The organism is Yoonia sp. D2-7 (assembly GCF_055809435.1).
The window spans coordinates 2,951,298-2,968,351 of sequence record NZ_CM147912.1; the positions used below are offsets into that span (position 1 = coordinate 2,951,298).

General features: G+C 55.9%; 17 protein-coding genes. 10 read left to right on the forward strand and 7 right to left on the reverse strand.

Features of this window, described 5'->3' with window-relative positions:
- Nucleotides 1-41: 41 nt before the first annotated feature.
- The 4 genes from AC0L7R_RS14525 to AC0L7R_RS14540 all read left to right on the forward strand — a co-directional run bounded on the left by AC0L7R_RS14525 (nucleotide 42) and on the right by AC0L7R_RS14540 (nucleotide 3,955).
- Nucleotides 42-1,151 carry an FAD-binding protein gene (locus AC0L7R_RS14525; RefSeq protein WP_473657584.1) on the forward strand — a complete coding sequence of 370 codons (1,110 nt, stop codon included), beginning with the start codon at nucleotides 42-44 and terminating at the stop codon, nucleotides 1,149-1,151.
- Nucleotides 1,151-2,470 carry a glycolate oxidase subunit GlcF gene (gene glcF / locus AC0L7R_RS14530; protein WP_473657585.1) on the forward strand — a complete coding sequence of 440 codons (1,320 nt, stop codon included), beginning with the start codon at nucleotides 1,151-1,153 and terminating at the stop codon, nucleotides 2,468-2,470. The genes AC0L7R_RS14525 and glcF overlap by 1 nt, the downstream gene beginning before the upstream one ends.
- 61 nt (nucleotides 2,471-2,531) lie before the next feature.
- Nucleotides 2,532-3,347 (forward strand): trypsin-like serine peptidase, encoded by an 816-nt coding sequence (locus AC0L7R_RS14535; protein ID WP_473657586.1) that lies wholly within the window; start codon nucleotides 2,532-2,534, stop codon nucleotides 3,345-3,347.
- A 140-nt stretch (nucleotides 3,348-3,487) separates the two neighbouring features.
- The gene (locus tag AC0L7R_RS14540) at nucleotides 3,488-3,955 is read left to right on the forward strand and encodes an Hsp20 family protein (protein WP_473657587.1); all 468 of its coding nucleotides are present in this window, start codon (nucleotides 3,488-3,490) and stop codon (nucleotides 3,953-3,955) included.
- Nucleotides 3,956-4,057: 102 nt separating this feature from the next.
- On the opposite strand, the gene polA is transcribed toward AC0L7R_RS14540, so the two are convergent.
- The 3 genes from polA to AC0L7R_RS14555 form a co-directional block, all read right to left on the reverse strand.
- Complete coding sequence (gene polA / locus AC0L7R_RS14545; protein ID WP_473657588.1) at nucleotides 4,058-6,868, reverse strand: DNA polymerase I; 2,811 nt, start codon at nucleotides 6,866-6,868, stop codon at nucleotides 4,058-4,060.
- A 70-nt stretch (nucleotides 6,869-6,938) separates the two neighbouring features.
- Nucleotides 6,939-7,598, reverse strand: coding sequence for a DUF2459 domain-containing protein (locus AC0L7R_RS14550; protein ID WP_473657589.1), 660 nt, complete (start codon nucleotides 7,596-7,598; stop codon nucleotides 6,939-6,941).
- Nucleotides 7,595-7,777, reverse strand: coding sequence for a zinc-finger domain-containing protein (locus AC0L7R_RS14555; RefSeq protein WP_247127276.1), 183 nt, complete (start codon nucleotides 7,775-7,777; stop codon nucleotides 7,595-7,597). The genes AC0L7R_RS14550 and AC0L7R_RS14555 overlap by 4 nt, the downstream gene beginning before the upstream one ends.
- Before the next feature lie 104 nt (nucleotides 7,778-7,881).
- Here AC0L7R_RS14555 and AC0L7R_RS14560 point away from each other — a divergent pair, with 104 nt between their 5' ends.
- On the forward strand, nucleotides 7,882-8,811 hold the full coding sequence (locus tag AC0L7R_RS14560; protein ID WP_473657591.1) for an ATP-binding cassette domain-containing protein: 930 nt from the start codon (nucleotides 7,882-7,884) through the stop codon (nucleotides 8,809-8,811).
- 99 nt (nucleotides 8,812-8,910) lie between these two features.
- Here AC0L7R_RS14560 and AC0L7R_RS14565 read toward each other — a convergent pair whose 3' ends face one another.
- Both AC0L7R_RS14565 and AC0L7R_RS14570 read right to left on the reverse strand, forming a co-directional pair.
- The gene (locus AC0L7R_RS14565) at nucleotides 8,911-9,273 is read right to left on the reverse strand and encodes an HIT domain-containing protein (RefSeq protein ID WP_247127278.1); all 363 of its coding nucleotides are present in this window, start codon (nucleotides 9,271-9,273) and stop codon (nucleotides 8,911-8,913) included.
- A 9-nt stretch (nucleotides 9,274-9,282) separates the two neighbouring features.
- Nucleotides 9,283-10,860, reverse strand: a complete 1,578-nt coding sequence (locus AC0L7R_RS14570) for a DUF5928 domain-containing protein (RefSeq protein ID WP_473657592.1) — start codon at nucleotides 10,858-10,860, stop codon at nucleotides 9,283-9,285.
- A gap of 153 nt (nucleotides 10,861-11,013) precedes the next feature.
- Here AC0L7R_RS14570 and AC0L7R_RS14575 point away from each other — a divergent pair, with 153 nt between their 5' ends.
- Nucleotides 11,014-11,832: a sulfotransferase family protein gene (locus AC0L7R_RS14575; RefSeq protein WP_247127280.1), complete on the forward strand. Its 819-nt coding sequence runs from the start codon at nucleotides 11,014-11,016 to the stop codon at nucleotides 11,830-11,832.
- A 158-nt stretch (nucleotides 11,833-11,990) separates the two neighbouring features.
- Nucleotides 11,991-12,701 carry a hypothetical protein gene (locus AC0L7R_RS14580; protein ID WP_473657593.1) on the forward strand — a complete coding sequence of 237 codons (711 nt, stop codon included), beginning with the start codon at nucleotides 11,991-11,993 and terminating at the stop codon, nucleotides 12,699-12,701.
- Here AC0L7R_RS14580 and AC0L7R_RS14585 read toward each other — a convergent pair.
- Together AC0L7R_RS14585 and nth are read right to left on the reverse strand one after the other, a co-directional pair.
- Nucleotides 12,673-13,662 carry a PfkB family carbohydrate kinase gene (locus AC0L7R_RS14585; protein ID WP_473657594.1) on the reverse strand — a complete coding sequence of 330 codons (990 nt, stop codon included), beginning with the start codon at nucleotides 13,660-13,662 and terminating at the stop codon, nucleotides 12,673-12,675. The two genes, AC0L7R_RS14580 and AC0L7R_RS14585, sit on opposite strands and share 29 nt — an antisense overlap.
- Nucleotides 13,659-14,303, reverse strand: coding sequence for an endonuclease III (gene nth, locus AC0L7R_RS14590; protein ID WP_247127283.1), 645 nt, complete (start codon nucleotides 14,301-14,303; stop codon nucleotides 13,659-13,661). Before nth ends, AC0L7R_RS14585 begins: the two co-directional genes overlap by 4 nt.
- Nucleotides 14,304-14,382: 79 nt before the next feature.
- Here nth and AC0L7R_RS14595 point away from each other — a divergent pair, with 79 nt between their 5' ends.
- From AC0L7R_RS14595 to AC0L7R_RS14605, 3 genes are all read left to right on the forward strand, one after another.
- Nucleotides 14,383-15,225 (forward strand): methylated-DNA--[protein]-cysteine S-methyltransferase, encoded by an 843-nt coding sequence (locus AC0L7R_RS14595; RefSeq protein ID WP_473657596.1) that lies wholly within the window; start codon nucleotides 14,383-14,385, stop codon nucleotides 15,223-15,225.
- Between the two features lie 111 nt (nucleotides 15,226-15,336).
- Complete coding sequence (locus AC0L7R_RS14600) at nucleotides 15,337-15,990, forward strand: YiaD family glycine zipper/OmpA-like lipoprotein (RefSeq protein WP_247127284.1); 654 nt, start codon at nucleotides 15,337-15,339, stop codon at nucleotides 15,988-15,990.
- A gap of 108 nt (nucleotides 15,991-16,098) precedes the next feature.
- The gene (locus AC0L7R_RS14605) at nucleotides 16,099-16,866 is read left to right on the forward strand and encodes a FadR/GntR family transcriptional regulator (protein WP_247127285.1); all 768 of its coding nucleotides are present in this window, start codon (nucleotides 16,099-16,101) and stop codon (nucleotides 16,864-16,866) included.
- The last annotated feature ends 188 nt before the right edge of the window (nucleotides 16,867-17,054 follow it).

Below are 17,054 nucleotides of genomic sequence, written 5' to 3' on the forward strand. Positions count from 1 at the left end.
CAGCCCCCAAACCCCCGAGATATTTAGGACCAAAAGAAGCTATGCCAGACCAAGCCAAGACAGTGACAAACGAGACAGAGCTATCCGGCGCAATTGTTGATGCCGCGGGGCCGCTGCGCATTGTCGGCGGCGGGACCCGCCCTATCGGGACACCTGCAGATGGCACGATTCTATCGACTGCGGCGCTGAGCGGGATCACATTATACGAACCGGGGGCGCTGACCCTCGTGGCCCAGGCGGGCACGCCAACTGCCGAGATCGAGGCGGCATTAGACGCCGAAAATCAACGGTTGGCGTTTGAGCCGATGGACCACCGCGCGCTGTTGGGGACCAACGGGACGCCAACCATTGGCGGCGTCGTTGCGGCCAACGTGTCAGGGCCACGCCGCATCGCCGTCGGGGCGTGCCGCGACTTTATGTTGGGCGTACGTTTTGTGGACGGCGCTGGTCAGATCGTGAAAAACGGTGGCCGCGTGATGAAGAACGTCACCGGATATGATCTGGTGAAGTTGCTGACCGGATCCTACGGCACGTTGGGCGTTTTGACCGAAGTTGCGTTGAAGGTCCTTCCAAAGCCGGAAACATCCGCGACTTTGTCTATCTCTGGCCAAGACATCACACAGGCTGTCGCTGCGATGTCGTCTGCGCTTGGATCGCCTTTTGAAATCACGGGTGCTGCCTATCGGTCCGACAATGAAGGCCAAACGCTATTGCGAATCGAAGGTTTCGAGAAATCAATCGCGTACCGGACGGAGCAGCTGAAGGATCGGCTGAAGTCCTTTGGCGACATTGACGTCGTCACCGAAGACCCGTGGTCCAACATCGCGAACGTGACTGCATTTGCGGGCAGCGACGCAGATGTCTGGCGGATATCCGTACGGCCAAGCGATGCGCCCGCAGTCGCCGCGTCTTTGCCCAGTCAAAGCCAGATCATGTTGGACTGGGGCGGTGGCCTGATTTGGGCAGCCGTGCCCGCGGGGTCCGACGTCCGGTCCGGCCTTGGGGCGATCAAGGGGCACGCAACGCTGATCCGCGGCGTGGCCGACGCGCCAACTTTCCAGCCAGAACCAGCACCGCTTGCTGCAATCAGCGCAGGGCTACGCGCAAAATTTGACCCTCGCGGGATACTGAACACGGGGATCATGACCTGATGCAAACGACTTTTACACCAGAACAGCTGACTGATCCGGGCACACAGCGGGCCAACGAAATTCTGCGGGCCTGTGTGCACTGCGGGTTCTGCACAGCAACATGTCCAACGTATCAGGTTCTTGGCGATGAACTGGATAGCCCGCGCGGGCGCATTTACCTGATCAAGGATATGCTTGAGAACGAACGGGTGCCGGATGAGAAAACGGTCAAACATATCGACCGTTGCCTATCCTGTCTGGCTTGCATGACGACCTGCCCGTCTGGGGTCCACTATATGCACCTGATCGACCATGCGCGTGCGTATATTGAGGAAAACTATGATCGCCCGCTGTCTGAACGCGCCCTACGTTGGGTGTTGGCGCGGATTTTGCCGTACCCGACGCGGTTCCGCGTGGCGTTGCTTGGCGCAAAGATTGCACGACCCTTTGCGCGGTTCCTGCCTGATCCGCGCCTGCGGGCGATGATCGCGATGGCCCCCAAACAGGTCCCGCCTGTCAGCAAGAACGACGACCCGCAAACCTTTGCGGTGGCAGAACCCAAGATGCGGGTGGCACTGATGACGGGCTGTGCGCAGCGGGCGTTGAACACCGATATTAACGACGCGACGATCCGGCTGCTGACCCGTCATGGCGCCGAGGTGGTGATCCCCGATGGCCAAGGCTGCTGCGGAGCATTGACTCACCACATGGGCAAAGAAACCGAAAGCCACGCGACCGCCGCCAAGAACATCAAGGCATGGGTCAAACAGATGGATGCAGGCGGGTTGGACGCCATCGTGATCAATACATCTGGCTGTGGGACGACCGTCAAAGACTATGGTCATATGTTCCGCAACGACCCGCTCGCCGCAAATGCAGCACGCGTGTCCGCGATTGCGATGGACGTGTCCGAGGTGCTGATAAAACTGGACCTGCCGAAGGGCGACGCGAAAGGCACGAAGGTCGCTTATCATGCCGCATGTTCGCTGCAGCATGGCCAACAGATCAAGACATACCCCAAAGACCTGCTCAAGAACGCGGGTTTCACGGTGCTCGAACCTAAAGACAGCCACCTGTGCTGCGGGTCTGCGGGCACCTACAACCTGATGCAGCCAGAGATTTCTGGGCAGTTGAAGGAACGTAAGGTACAGACGCTCGAAGCATTGACGCCGGACATCATTGCGGCCGGCAACATTGGTTGCATGATGCAAATCGGTAGCGCGACGGATGTACCAATTGTCCACACCGTGGAACTGTTGGATTGGGCCACCGGCGGACCGCAGCCCCCTGCCCTGACGGCTGATAAAAACGCCACACCTGCCGTGCCAATGCTACGCTGACGCCTTATTATCGCCGTACGGATCAATCACATTGCGACGAACCTCCAGATAGGGCCGTGTTATGATCCGTTCTCTTGTTTTGATCGCTGCAACCATTGTGGGTGGCTCTGTCGCCACTGCGCAAACCAACGCGGGGTCTGCGCTGGTCACGCTTGAAACGCGGCAAGACAGCCAAGGCTGGGAAGCGGTCGGTCGGCTTGATGTCATCGACAAGGGCTTTTGCACGGCAGCTTTGATCAGGGACAAACTGCTGCTGACTGCGGCGCATTGTGTTTACGATGATGATGATCAGTTGATTTCAGCAGATGAATTTATCTTTCAATCCGGTTTGAAAAACGGACGTGCAGAGGCCACGCGCGGGATCAGCCGACTTGTCGTACACCCCGATTACGATCCAACCGGCGATGGTGCGCGCGTGAACAACGTCGCCCATGACATTGCGGTGCTCGAGTTGGACCAACCAATTCGCAGAACGCGCATCCAACCCTTTCCGATTGCTGCCAGACCAACAGCCGGAGACCAGATTTCCATCGTGTCATACGGAAAGGATCGGTCAGAAGCACCAAGCCTGCAAGAAAGCTGTTCGGTGTTGGGTCGCCAAAACGGGGCGATTGTCATGAATTGCGAGGCAGAATTCGGGTCAAGCGGATCGCCCGTGTTTCGGGTGCAAAACGGACGCGCACAGATCGTATCCGTTGTGTCGGCCATCGCACAAGCGGGCGGAAAACAAGTGTCGCTGGGCACGTCGTTGCAAGACCCACTGCAAGAGTTGCTAGCGCATTTCGCGAGCGTCGGTCCGGCCCAAGCCGGCGGTAGCCAACGTTTGATCACCTTGGGTGAACGCAACACGACAGGTGCAAAATTTGTGCGCCCCTAGGCGATACTGCGCCCCTTGAAATCCATTTTCGACGTCACCACATCTTTATCACGAGGCCGCCAATGATGGGGCCTTTGCCAAACCGCCTGTCCCCTATGGGAAGGCATCACATTGTTATCGCTTGATAAAGGATGACCCAAATGCGTCGACTTGATTTGACACCCCTGTACCGTGCCACTGTTGGTTTTGACCAAATTGCCGATCTGATGGATCGCGCGCTTGCCAATGACGTGAGCCAGAACAGCTACCCCCCTTATAACATCGAGAAGATCGAAGAAGACGGTTGGCGGATTGCCATTGCTGTTGCCGGATTTTCTGACAACGACCTGTCGATCGAAGTACGTGACCGCGCGCTTGTTGTGACAGCCCGTAAAGCGGACGACGAGACCGAAAAGACCTACCTGCATCGTGGTATCGCAACCCGCGCGTTCGAACGTCGCTTTACACTTGCCGACCACGTCCGCGTGACCGGTGCGTCCCATGTGGACGGTATGCTGAACATTGATCTTGTGCGCGAAGTGCCAGAGGCCCTGAAACCGCGTCAGATTGAAATCAGCAAAGCGCCGAAAAGCGATGCGAACCTCGTTGAGGCGAACGCTGTAAACTAATCGGATTGCGACGGGTGATGACCCGTCGCGCCACTGGAGGGGGCCAGCCCCCTCCAGACCTCCACCGGGATTTGGAATACGTCAAAGAAACAGGTCGTGGCGCTAGTGCGCCTCTGCCCAATTAGCCCCTTTGCCTGCGTCAACGGCAAGTTTGACGTCAAGTTTGACCGCAGGATCGCTGGCATTTTCCATGATATCGCGCGCCACGCCGATCAGATCGTCCGCCGCATTTTCATCGACCTCGAAGATCAATTCATCGTGGACTTGCAGCAGCATTTTCGCAGGCATGTCCTTGATCGCATTAGGCATGCGCACCATCGCACGGCGGATCACATCAGCCGCAGTCCCCTGGATCGGTGCGTTGATCGCGCCCCGCTTGGCAAAGCCCGCGCCCGGGCCTTTTGCGTTGATCTCCGGTGTGTGGATTTTGCGACCAAACAGGGTTTGCACATACTGGTGATCTTTCGCGAACTGCACGGTGTCATCCATGTAAGTCCGAATGCCCGGGAACCGTTCGAAATAGCGGTCGATGAACCCCTGCGCTTCGCCGCGCGGGATACGCAGGTTACGCGCGAGCCCGAAACCTGAAATCCCGTAAATCACACCAAAGTTGATCGCTTTCGCCTGACGCCGGATGTCCGGTGTCATTTCATCCATCGGCACGTCAAACATTTCGGACGCTGTCATCGCGTGGATGTCTTGTCCGTCTTTGAATGCCTGTTTCAGCGCGTCAATCTCAGCGATATGCGCAAGAATACGCAATTCGATCTGAGAATAATCGAGAGCCACCAAAACCTTACCCTCATCCGCGACAAATGCTTCGCGAATGCGCCGCCCTTCTTCAGACCGGATAGGAATGTTCTGAAGGTTCGGATCAGTGGACGCCAGACGACCCGTATTTGCACCGGCGATAGAGTAGGACGTATGCACCCGGCCCGTGTCCGCATTGATATGATCCTGCAACGCGTCGGTGTAGGTCGATTTCAGTTTCGACAGCTGACGCCAATCCAAAATCAGGCGCGGCACATCATGCTCGGTCGCAAGGTCTTCGAGCACTTCCACACCCGTTGAATAAGCCCCCGTCTTGCCTTTCTTGGGCGCTTTGCCCCCAGGCATTTCCAACTTCAGCTCGTCAAACAGGACTTCGCCCAATTGCTTCGGCGAGCCGACATTGAAACTGCGACCAGCCTTTTCTTGGATTTCGTCCTCAAGCCCAGCCATCTTCTGCGCGAAGCCATTGGACATCCGACTAAGCGTATCTTGATCCACCTTCACACCATGCCGTTCCATCTGCGCGAGCACAGGAACCAGTGGACGCTCCAACGTCTCGTACACCGTCGTCACACCAACCGTATGCAGTTTCGGCTTGAACATCTGCCACAGGCGCAGCGTCACATCCGCGTCCTCAGCCGCATAAGGCACCGCATCGGCGACAGGCACGCGGTCAAAGGTGATCGCGGATTTTCCGCTACCAAGCAAAGGCTTAATCGGGATCGGCGTGTGCCCAAGGTATTTCTCTGACAGCAAATCCATGCCGTGATTATGCATCCCGCCATGCATCGCGTAGGACATCAGCATCGTGTCGTCGATCGGGGCGACCATAATCCCGAGGTTCGCGAAAATCTTGTTGTCATATTTCATGTTCTGACCGATTTTCACAATCGACGGATCGGTCAACATCGGGGTCAGGGCCTTTAGGCATTCTTCGAACCCCATTTGCCCTTCGGTGAGGTCATCGTTGCCGAACAAATCGTCCGCCTTGCCGCCCTTATGCGTCAACGGGATGTAACACGCCTGCCCTGCTTCGACGCACAGCGATATGCCCACCAACTGTGCCCGCATTTCGTTCAGAGACGTGGTTTCCGTATCAATTGCCACATAGCCGCGCGCGTAGATGCGGTCGATCCAGACCTGCAACGCGGCCAGATCGGACACACATTCGTATTTGGTCGCATCAAACGGCACGGCTTCGGGTGCTGCGACCTCGACCGGCGCTGCGTCAGCGACGACGGGCGCTTCGACGCCCATTTTGTCGGCGATCCGTTTCAGAACGGTCCTGAATTCCATTTCCTGCAGAAAGCCCATCAGCGTATCCGCATCTGGGTCCTTGATCTCGAGCGAATCCAGATCAAACGGCAGGTCCATTTCGCAATCCAGTTGGACAAGCCGTTTCGACAGTTCGATCTGCGCCCGATGATCAATCAACGTCTGGCGGCGTTTGGGTTGTTTGATTTCCTCGGCACGGTCGAGCAGGCTTTCCAGATCGCCGTATTCGTTGATCAGCAAGGCGGCGGTCTTAATCCCAATCCCCGGCGCCCCCGGCACGTTATCGACGCTATCACCAGCAAGTGCTTGCACATCGACCACACGGTTCGGACCAACACCGAATTTCTCGTGCACGCCTTCATCGTCGATCCGTTTGTTTTTCATCGGGTCGAGCATTTCCACGCCACCGCCAACAAGCTGCATCAAGTCCTTATCAGACGACACGATTGTCACGCGCCCGCCGGCATCACGCGCCTGATGGGACAGGGTCGCAATGATATCATCGGCCTCGAACCCTTCGATTTCTTCACACGCAATGTTGAACGCACGCGTCGCGTCGCGGGTCAGCGGCATCTGCGGGCGCAAATCTTCGGGCATCGCATCGCGGTTCGCTTTGTACTGATCGTACATCTCATTCCGGAACGTATGGCTGCCTTTATCGAAGATCACAGCAACATGGGTCGCGGCGTCAGGGCCTGAATTGCCTTCGATGTACCGCTGCAGCATGTTCACAAAGCCGGATACCGCCCCTATCGGCAACCCGTCCGATTTGCGCGTCAGCGGCGGCAGCGCGTGATAGGCGCGGAAGATGAACGCCGATCCGTCAATCAGATGCAAATGACAGCCTTTGCCGAACTGCTGGCTCATGTGAAATCTCCCGATGTGCTTTGGATCGGTTTTGCCATGTTACGGGCCGATGGGCCAGCGCGTTTGCGGCTTAACCGAACCACCAACGTGACAGCGTCACGGCGTAAGGTGTTGGGGTCCAGATTCCCATCTTAACGCCCGCACCGCGCAAAACCTGTCCAATCCAGACATTGCAGGTCCGCAGGATCGAAAAATGCCCCTGTGCTTCTAGAAATACGTCCGTCGCCGTAAAACCGTCAGACGTCACAGGGATGGGCCCGCCCAGATCATCGCGGTCCAAGTCTTGCAAAATCTGGCCACGCAATAGCGCCATTTGTTCATGGCTCAACGGAATGGTGGGCCCCAGCCCTGACAAATCACCAAAAGCCGCATCAAATCGCATCACTGCACTGTCACCAGTCACGGCCTGAAGCACAGGTCCAATCGCCAAATCCTGATAGGTCCCCGTCGCCGTGTAAAACGCGCGACTTCCCCACCCAACAACGATCCAATCAGCACCCTCCACAGGCACGCCAAAGTCAGTCAGGAAACCAAATGCCTGACGCGTGTCTGGATCAGCGGGAATCAACAGATCGTAATGGATCGGGCCAGCGGCCAGCACGACCGATGTCTGCGTACCTTGCGCGACATTGGCCGTTGGTCCGGGTATCAATGCCCCGACAACTGCCGCGAACAGATACAGTCCGATCGCAGTCAGCAGCCCAGCAAAAAGCCGGGCTAACCGCTTCACTTTACAGTATCTTTGAAATCTTCGTGGATGATTTTCGCATCGCAATACCCGCATTCGACAAAGCCGGTATCATGCGGAATGGACAACCAAACACGTGGGTGACCCAACGCGCCATCGCCACCATCACATGACACGCGCCATTCAGATACAATACGGGTCTCGGGGGCGGGTGTGGTCATGTCAAAGGCCTGCTTGATTGCTGGTGGGTTGCGACTATCTGGTCGTCTTGATAGCCCAGCACTACGCCTATGGCCAGAGCCCACAAACACATTGGAAGACGGACATGACCCAGAACGCCATCGAAATTGCAGGGCTGACGAAAACCTATGCCGCCACGGGCAAAACCGAGGCCAAAGACGCGCTTAAAGGCATTGATCTGAACATTCCGCGCGGGTCGGTTTTCGGGCTGTTGGGCCCGAATGGTGCAGGCAAATCAACGCTGATCAATATTCTTGCGGGGCTGGTGACCAAAACCACCGGAACCGTGAAAATCTGGGGCTTCGACCAAGATACGAACCCGCGCCAGTCCCGTGCATCTATCGGGATCATGCCGCAGGAACCGCATCTTGATGCGTTCTTCACGCCGCGGGGGTCACTTGATGTGCAAGCGGGTCTTTACGGGGTACCAAAATCGAAACGCAAAACCGATGAAATCCTTGATTTCATTGGCCTGACGGACAAGGCAGACGCCTATGCGCGGTCCCTGTCTGGCGGAATGCGGCGCAGGCTGTTGATGGGAAAGGCCCTCGTGCATACACCACATATCCTTGTGCTGGATGAACCAACCGCGGGCGTCGATATTGAACTACGCAACATGCTTTGGGCCAACGTGCGCAAGCTGAACGAACAAGGCACGACGATCATTCTGACCACGCATTATCTCGAAGAAGCGCAGGAAATGTGTGATGAAATCGCGATTATTAATCACGGCGACATGATTGTGCGGGACACGACGGAAAACCTGCTCGGACGGCTTGATAGCAAAACGCTCGTCGTGCGTCCGGCAACCGACGCGTCCCTGCCTGCCCTACCAGACACAATCACCGGGCAAACGCGGTCCGACGGAACGTTGGCGTTCAGCTACCACACGGCTCAAACCAGTGCCGACCAAATTCTCGACATTCTACGCACCGCAGGTATCCAGATTGCCGATATCAGCACAGAACAATCCGACCTCGAAGACGTGTTCCTTGCGCTGACATCAAGCCGTTAGACCCCGTTCATTGGTCCAGAAGCAGCCTATCACCGCGCACAAACGCAAAAGGGGCACGTCACCGTGCCCCCTGCTCAAATCAAAAATGTGCGGAAGCACTCATTTTGGTAACATCCGCCCCAAGGGCTTACCGCCGATGATGTGCATGTGGAAATGCGGCACCTCTTGTACGCCGTCATCACGCGAATTCGCAATCGCACGGAAACCAGCATCGACACCGGTGATCTGACAAACTTCGGACACGGCTGCCATGAACCCGACCTGTTCTTCCGCCGACGCATCGCGGGCAAAATGATCAAGGCTCATATACGGCCCTTTAGGGATCACGAGCACATGCACCGGAGCCTGTGGATATAGATCGTTGAACGCCAGCGCATGATCGTTCTCGTAGACGGTGTTATTTGGGATCTCGCCACGCAAAATCTTCGCAAAGATGTTCTGGTCGTCATAGTTAAAGTCCATCGGACACCTCTAATCTACAAATAAGTAAGGGGTTTCAGCCAAGGCCCGCGCCGTTTCGGCATCCACATTCAAGAACCGCGATAACACGTCAGTCTGTTCTGCAAGATCAGCCGTTTCCCGCAAGCGGTCGAAATGCGCAAAGTCTGCATCGCGCAGTCTTTCACTTTCGAAATTAACATCGTTGCGGATCGTGGGAATCAGGCGGGCAATCGTATCGGCAGGGCTATGTTCTGTCGCCAATCGCACCCGTTTTGCATGACCTTCCAGATAGGCATCGCTAAATTCGCAATTGATCTCTAACAGGCGCACCTTGGCTTTATCGCTGACGAAATCCTCGATCAGGTCAAAGTTTCCAGGATCAAGACAGATGACCATCCGGTTCTTCCCGTGATGATCAAACAACATCCGGATCAATGCACGCCTGTGACGCGCCCGTTTTTCGACCGAATTCTCCAGCCCACCGAGATCAGGCATGTCGCTGCCGTCTTCGTTGAACAGAAACTCCATCGCTGGAATGTCAGTTTTTTCCTTAATCGCAGCGACCAAGCGTTTGGCGACATGCCATTTTTTACAAGCGATGATCATCAGTTCATGATCACGCCCCAACGTCGCCTCGCGTTCCCAGAACCGCATACCAAAACGGCGCCCCACACGACCACGCCCCGTTAGAAATCCATAAAGGTTACGTCCTTCATCAGAAATGTCGAAATCCGTTCGGCCCGACACGAACAATTCGCCTAACCGTTCTTTCAGCTCATATGCCTCTGGGCTGATCTTACGCGCGAAAAGCGCGTCCTGCCCCAACAAAAGATCGTAGTGGTCGTTATAAAACGTCACCGGCATCCCGTAATCGGTAAACATCAAGAACGTCAGCGTGCGCGACTTGATCTGCGTCCCGGGCACCAGATGGCGCACAAGCGTTTGGAAAAATGTCTCGTCCGGGATCCACGTTGTTTTGAAGAACCGCATCACATCGCGCCGTTTGGCCACAAAATCGAGCAACGCTTCGATTGTCCGCCTACGCAGGCACCACCACTGGCTGCCGATCATCATCTGAATGTCGGCAGGGACGTCGCGGGTGATGTTAAAACGGCGTTGCAGATTAAAACTTGTGTAGAACAGCCATTTCTGGGTCCGTTCGTTGAACCAATGGCGATAGATCAGGCGTTCTTCGCGGAAACCCGTCTTGATCCAGTCGCTTTCAAAGTAGTCAAAGCTTTCGACGTAATCGACATCGTCGTGATCCAGAAAGTCATGCAGATGGTCCGCCGATTTCACTGGCATGCAATCGCCCGACACCATGTAAAAATGGGACGCATGCGGGAATGCATCAACGGCTGCTTCCACCGCGTTCAATGTCGCCTGCACCAGCGACCATTCCCCCCAGCCACATTTGATGCGTTTTTTGGCAAAGGTCACCGACGGATTTGACGCCAATGCGTCCCGCATCTTGTCATATGCGGCCTGTGGAGCACGCGCATCAAAGTGGATGGCAAGGCAATCACCCGCCGCAGTCAACTGCGTCGCTTGCCGAATTATGGCATCCGGGTCTTTGTGACATAACAATATGAACGCAATTTTTGCCATTTGGTGATCTTATATCGCCACAGTAAAGTGTTTGTTGCCAAGACATACATGCAATGGACATTGAAATTACAGACCTTCTTTGCTTTTTAGCATGCACAGATTAAGCAGTTGACGAAGTCGCGGCATTTTCGCCGCAATGTGGAGTAGTAATTTATGGGATTTCCTGGCGTCTGGATGACCGAAAGCGAAAGCGTTGTGTATCGGGTTGTACCCAAATGCGCCTGTTCGACTATTGGCCAGATCATGTATTACTCCGATCAGGGCAAATTCTTTGACGGCGATATCCATGATGCCAAAGACGGCATGCACAAATGGGCGCTAGATCACAGCCATCAGCCGATTACCGACAACGTGCAGGCGCACAAAAGCTACGCCTTCACCTGTGTGCGCAATCCTTACACCCGCATCCTGTCGTCATTCTTTGACAAAATCTGCGGCATTCAGCGGAACGGCAAATACTATCGTGGCAACCTTGTCCCCCTTCTCGTCCAGAAATACGGGATCGAAGTCGGCAGCCCCGACGACGGTTTCCAGTTCGACCAAATCCAGTCGTTCCGCCGCTTTCTATTGTTTGCGCGCGACACCATCCGTTGGCGTCGCCCGATGGAACCTGACATTCACTGGTCGGCAATGTCCGGTCACGTGTCCACCTTCATCGTGAATGGCGGTCGCTACGACAAAATCATCTGGACCGAAAAGTTCAACGACGGCATGCAAGAAGTTCTGGATCACATCGACACCCCGACCCCGGTCGACATCAACGCGATCCCACGCTTCAACGAAAGCGAAGGACACGGACCGAAGCGGGCGCATCCTGTTGAAGACTACTTCGACGACCTCTCGATGCATCTGGTCTATGAAATCTACAAAAAAGACTTCGAACTCTTCAAATACGATTTCCACGATCCGTCCAACAAAATGCCCATCGGCGAAATCGACCTGCACGAAGTACACGCCAAACTCGGCGATTAAGGCCCTCGACGTTCCGTCGATACACACCAGCTGAATTTCGCACGGCGTCCGCGCTTCTTTGACGTTCTCTATATCCCCGCCGGAGGCCCCTTTGCCATCCGCGTGCGCTGGACTGTGTGTTCACGTGGCCTAAGTTGGCAAAGACAAAGGGGCAATTCATGAACACAGTTCTTATTCTCGGCAGCGGGCCAAACGTTGTGACAGCCCGCGACTGGCCCAAGCAGCATTTCGACCTGATCCTTACGATCAACAATGCATGGGCGGTCCGGCCCGATTGGGATCTACTGATCCACCCCGACGATTTTCCACCCGAACGACGCCCAGTGGACATGCATGACGGCCAGCGTATCGTGACCTCCACTGATTACGTTCCGGTCCAAAACACCTTTGGTGGTTTTGTCTATGCAGGTGGGACGATGGCATTTACGGCGGCCTACTGGGCACTCGGGGCCCTTAAGCCGTCTGTCATCGCAATGATGGGCTGCGACATGACGTATGACGCCGCCACAACGCATTTCTATGGAATCGGCACTGCTGATCCCTTGCGGGGCGACATCAGCCTACGCAGTCTCGAAGCGAAATCAGCCCGCATGCAGGTCCTCGCGGCGCAATCGGGCTGCGCGATGGTGAACCTGTCATCTGAACCTAGCCGTCTAACGTTTCCACGTACGACCCCTGAATTAGCCGCCGCAAGCCTGCCAGTGCCGCACAGCAAAACAACCGCAGCGGCGGCCCTCGCAGAGGAAGACCGCCTTGGCTACGTCGTGGCATCCGGCAAATATTGGAAAGAAGAAAGCCGCTTTGATCCCGTAGCCATCGACGCGCTTGATCAGATGTGGCTCAAAGCAGCCCGGCTTGTTTCAGCATAGCACCGATGTTCGCCTTCGGGCGCGGCCCCACGTGACCAATCACTTCGCTTGCGGCGAGAACGCCCATCGCGCCACAGATATCCAACGGACGTCCTGACGCCAAACCAAACAGGAAACCAGCAGCGAATTGATCGCCCGCGCCCGTCGCATCAACCGGCGTGACGGGGGTAACGGGAATCTCGAAACACTTAGCACCTTCGCGCACGACAACCGGATCACCGGACCGCGTACAAACTACGATGTCACACACGGCGGCCGCTTGATCGAGAGCGGCATCAAGGTCTTCAGTCTCGTAAAGCGTCAACCATTCCGCGTCGTTGCCAATTGCAAAATCCATGCTTTCAGTGATCAGACGTTTAAAGTCATCGCGGTGACGATCCGCGCAGAAAGGATCAGACAAAGTAATCCCTGTACGCCCGCCCGCAGCTTTCATCTGTGCTGCCGCTTCAGCGAAAGCTGTTTTACCTTCGTCTTTGTCGAACAGGTAGCCCTCAAGGAAAAGGATTTTACCGCCGTCAAACACGGCTGCATCCACGTCTGCGCTGCCAATATCTGCGCCCGCGCCCAGATAGGTATTCATCGACCGTTCCCCATCCGGAGAGACAAAAATCATCGACCGCGACGTTGGCGCATCTGCACCCGCGACCGGATCGTTCGGAAACGCCGTACCTGCATCTGCCATACCTTTGGCATAGAACTGGCCAAGCGCATCATCTTTCACTTTACCAATGAATGCAGTCGACAGGCCTAACGCCCCGATACCCGCAATCGTGTTCGCGACCGATCCACCAGGCGTTTGGGTGCGTTCTGACATCGCGGCATACAGCACCTCAGCACGATCCTTTTCGATCAGCTGCATGATGCCTTTCTCAATGCCCATGTGATCCAGAAAGGTATCCTCAGCCGGAGCAATGACGTCAACAATCGCATTGCCGATCCCGATCACATCGTAAGAACTCATAGGTTTTTATCCTCAAACATACATAGATCGCGGATCAGACATGCCGCGCATTTTGGTTTTCTCGCGACGCATGTATAGCGCCCGTGCAAAATAAGCCAGTGGTGCGCATGCAGTTGGAAATCAGCCGGAATATGGTCTTCGATAGCGCGTTCAACGGCATCCACATCTTTGCCCGGAGCAATACCAGACCGGTTGCCGACGCGGAAAATATGGGTGTCCACCGCCTGTGCAGGTTGTCCCCACCACATGTTGAGAACGACGTTGGCGGTTTTGCGCCCCACACCGGGCAGCGATTGAAGCGCCGCACGCGAATTTGGCACCTCTCCGTCAAATTCATCCACCAACATCTGGCTCATCTTGATGACGTTCTTGGCCTTGTTCCGGTAAAGCCCAATCGTCTTGATATGTTCTGTGACGCCTTCTAGCCCGAGATCGAGCATCTTTTGTGGCGTATCCGCGATCGCGAACAGTTTGCGCGTCGCTTTATTCACGCCAGCATCGGTCGCTTGGGCCGACAATGCGACGGCAACGACAAGCGTATACACATTCACATGTTCCAGCTCGCCTTTCGGTTCAGCCTCTGCTTCGTGAAAACGCGTGAAAATCTCGCGGATGGTTTTGTAATCAAGTTGCTTTGCCATACAATCCGTATGCCGCCCCGCCGCACAAACCGCAACAATCGGGTCGCATTGGGGCGGTGAAAACCGCTACGGTCCGCACATGACACAGAACTCTTATCATTACGGCGTCATGGCCCGCGCAATCGACGTGATTGATACGGCTGATGCGCCGCTTTCATTAGACGCGCTCGCGAGCCAAATGGACATGTCGCCTGCCCATTTCCAACGCCTGTTTTCCCAATGGGTTGGCGTGTCGCCCAAACGTTACCAGCAATATCTAGCGCTTGGTCATGCAAAGACGCTTCTGCGGGATCGTTTCACAACCTTGGCCACCGCTGACGCTGTCGGCCTATCCGGCTCTGGCCGCCTGCACGATATGTTCCTGACGTGGGAAGCCATGAGCCCCGGCGATTTCGCCAAAGGCGGCACAGGTCTGACGATCTATTCGGGCTGGTTCGACAGCCCCTTTGGCCCCACCTTGGTCATGGGCACGAACAAGGGCATCTGTGGCGCGGCCTTTGCCGAAACCATGGGCGATGCGGCAGCCGTGCAAGACCTGCAGTCGCGCTGGCCCAATGCAACCTTCATCGAAAATCCGGCACATCTAGCCCCATGGGTGCAAACCGCCTTCGCGCTGAGCGACAACGCCACGCCGCTGCACCTGATCGGGGCACCTTTCCAAATCAAAGTCTGGGAAGCGTTGCTGCAAGTTCCCACCGGCACAGTCACCACCTATTCCGAAATCGCGACGGCCATCGGATCACCAAAGGCCGTTCGCGCCGTAGGCACCGCCGTCGGACGCAATCCGGTGTCTTGGTTGATTCCCTGCCATCGCGCTTTGCGGAAATCAGGTGAATTGGGCGGCTACCATTGGGGCTTAAACCGCAAACGTGCGATGTTGGCGTGGGAAACCGCCCGACGCGATGCTGCAACAGCGCCTTAGAAAACAGGCGGACATCCGCTATCATACGCTTCGTTATTGGATAACGCGCAGGGTTCCGGCATAGATTGTGCAGCAATAGCACTGCGGTGCGCTTTTAACTGGACTGAACACATGACCTTTACAAAACTCCCAATGATTTTCGCGGCCACTTCCCTGATCGCTGTCACAGCATGTTCCGGCACAGGCGGGCCAAACGACAACATCCAAACCCGTAACGGTGCAGCGATCGGCGCGATCGGTGGTGCAATCTTGGGTGCGGCCACTGCTGATAACCGCAGCGAACGCGGCCAGCGCGCTGTTGTTGGCGCATTGCTCGGCGGCACGGCAGGCGGCGGTATCGGCTCTGTTCTGGACCGTCAGGAAGAAGAACTGCGCCAATCGCTCGGCAACAACGTGGGTATCGTGAACAACGGCAACAACCTGACCGTGACCCTGCCGAACAACATCCTGTTCGCAACAGACAGCGCGTCAGTATCCGGCACGGCGCAGAATGACCTGTTCGCTGTGGCGCGGTCCTTGAACAACAACCCGTCTTCCACAATCAACGTAATCGGTCACACCGACAACGTCGGTGACGCGTCCTACAACTTTGATCTGTCCCAGCGTCGCGCGCAGGCGGTGTCATCGGTCCTGATCAATGCGGGCGTTTCCCCAACACGTCTGCGGTCCGTGGGGCGCGGTGAGGATGCACCAGTTGCATCAAACCTGAATGCCAACGGTCGCGCGCAGAACCGCCGCGTTGAAATCGTGATCACACCAAACTAAGCACATCTGCTAACCATCGCAGAATAAGGGCCATCCAGACGGATGGCCCTTTTTTGTTTGTGATCATTCGGCGCTGGTCATATAATTTGACCAATATCGGGGGACATAATGCCGTTTGAACCTATTCAGCAGGAAAAACTATCCAAGGGCGTTGTGCGCCAAGTCGAAGGTCTGATCCTGCGCGGTATCTTACGCCCGGGCGAACGATTGCCGTCAGAGCGTGAATTATCCGAACGCATGAACGTGTCCCGACCGTCCTTGCGCGAAGCATTTGCAGAACTGCAGGAACAAGGGCTGCTGGTGTCCAAAGCGGGCGCAGGGGTCTTTGTCGCCGACGTGCTCGGGTCCGCCTTTGCCCCTGCCCTTGTGACGCTCTTCGCGACACATGACGAGGCGGTGTTCGACTACATTAGTTTCCGGCGCGATATGGAAGGGCTTGCCGCCGAACGTGCCGCCCACCTCGGGTCCGACACCGATCTGGCCGTGATCGACAGTATCTTCAAAAAGATGGAAGTGGCGCACCAAAAGCGAAATCCATCCGATGAAGCGCAGCTGGACGCTGATTTCCACCTCGCGATCATCGAGGCGAGCCATAATATCGTCATGCTCCACATGATGCGGTCGATGTATGAATTGCTGCGCGAAGGCGTGTTCTACAACCGGTCCGTGATGTTCAAACAGCGCATGACACGCGATCACCTGCTGGGACAACATCGGGCGATCAACGTGGCCCTACAAGCCCGAGATCGGGACGGGGCAAGAACAGCCGTGGCAGCACACCTCGATTACGTCGAAGGGGCGCTGAAGGACCAACAAAAGGCGGATCGAAACGAAGCGTTCGCGAAGAAACGATTTGAGCATGAGGCGGGGCGGTAAATCCAACGTATGACGGAACTACATAAAAACAGCTCTCTAAAGAACAATGTTGCCAAATGTTCGGCGGTTTCATTTATCTTACTAATCATTGTCTTGGCAATTCGTGGAGATGGTCCGATATCGCAGATAACCATTGTGACCGTGGGACTTGTCTGGGTAACTTCCTTTGGACTTCTCATCTTATTACG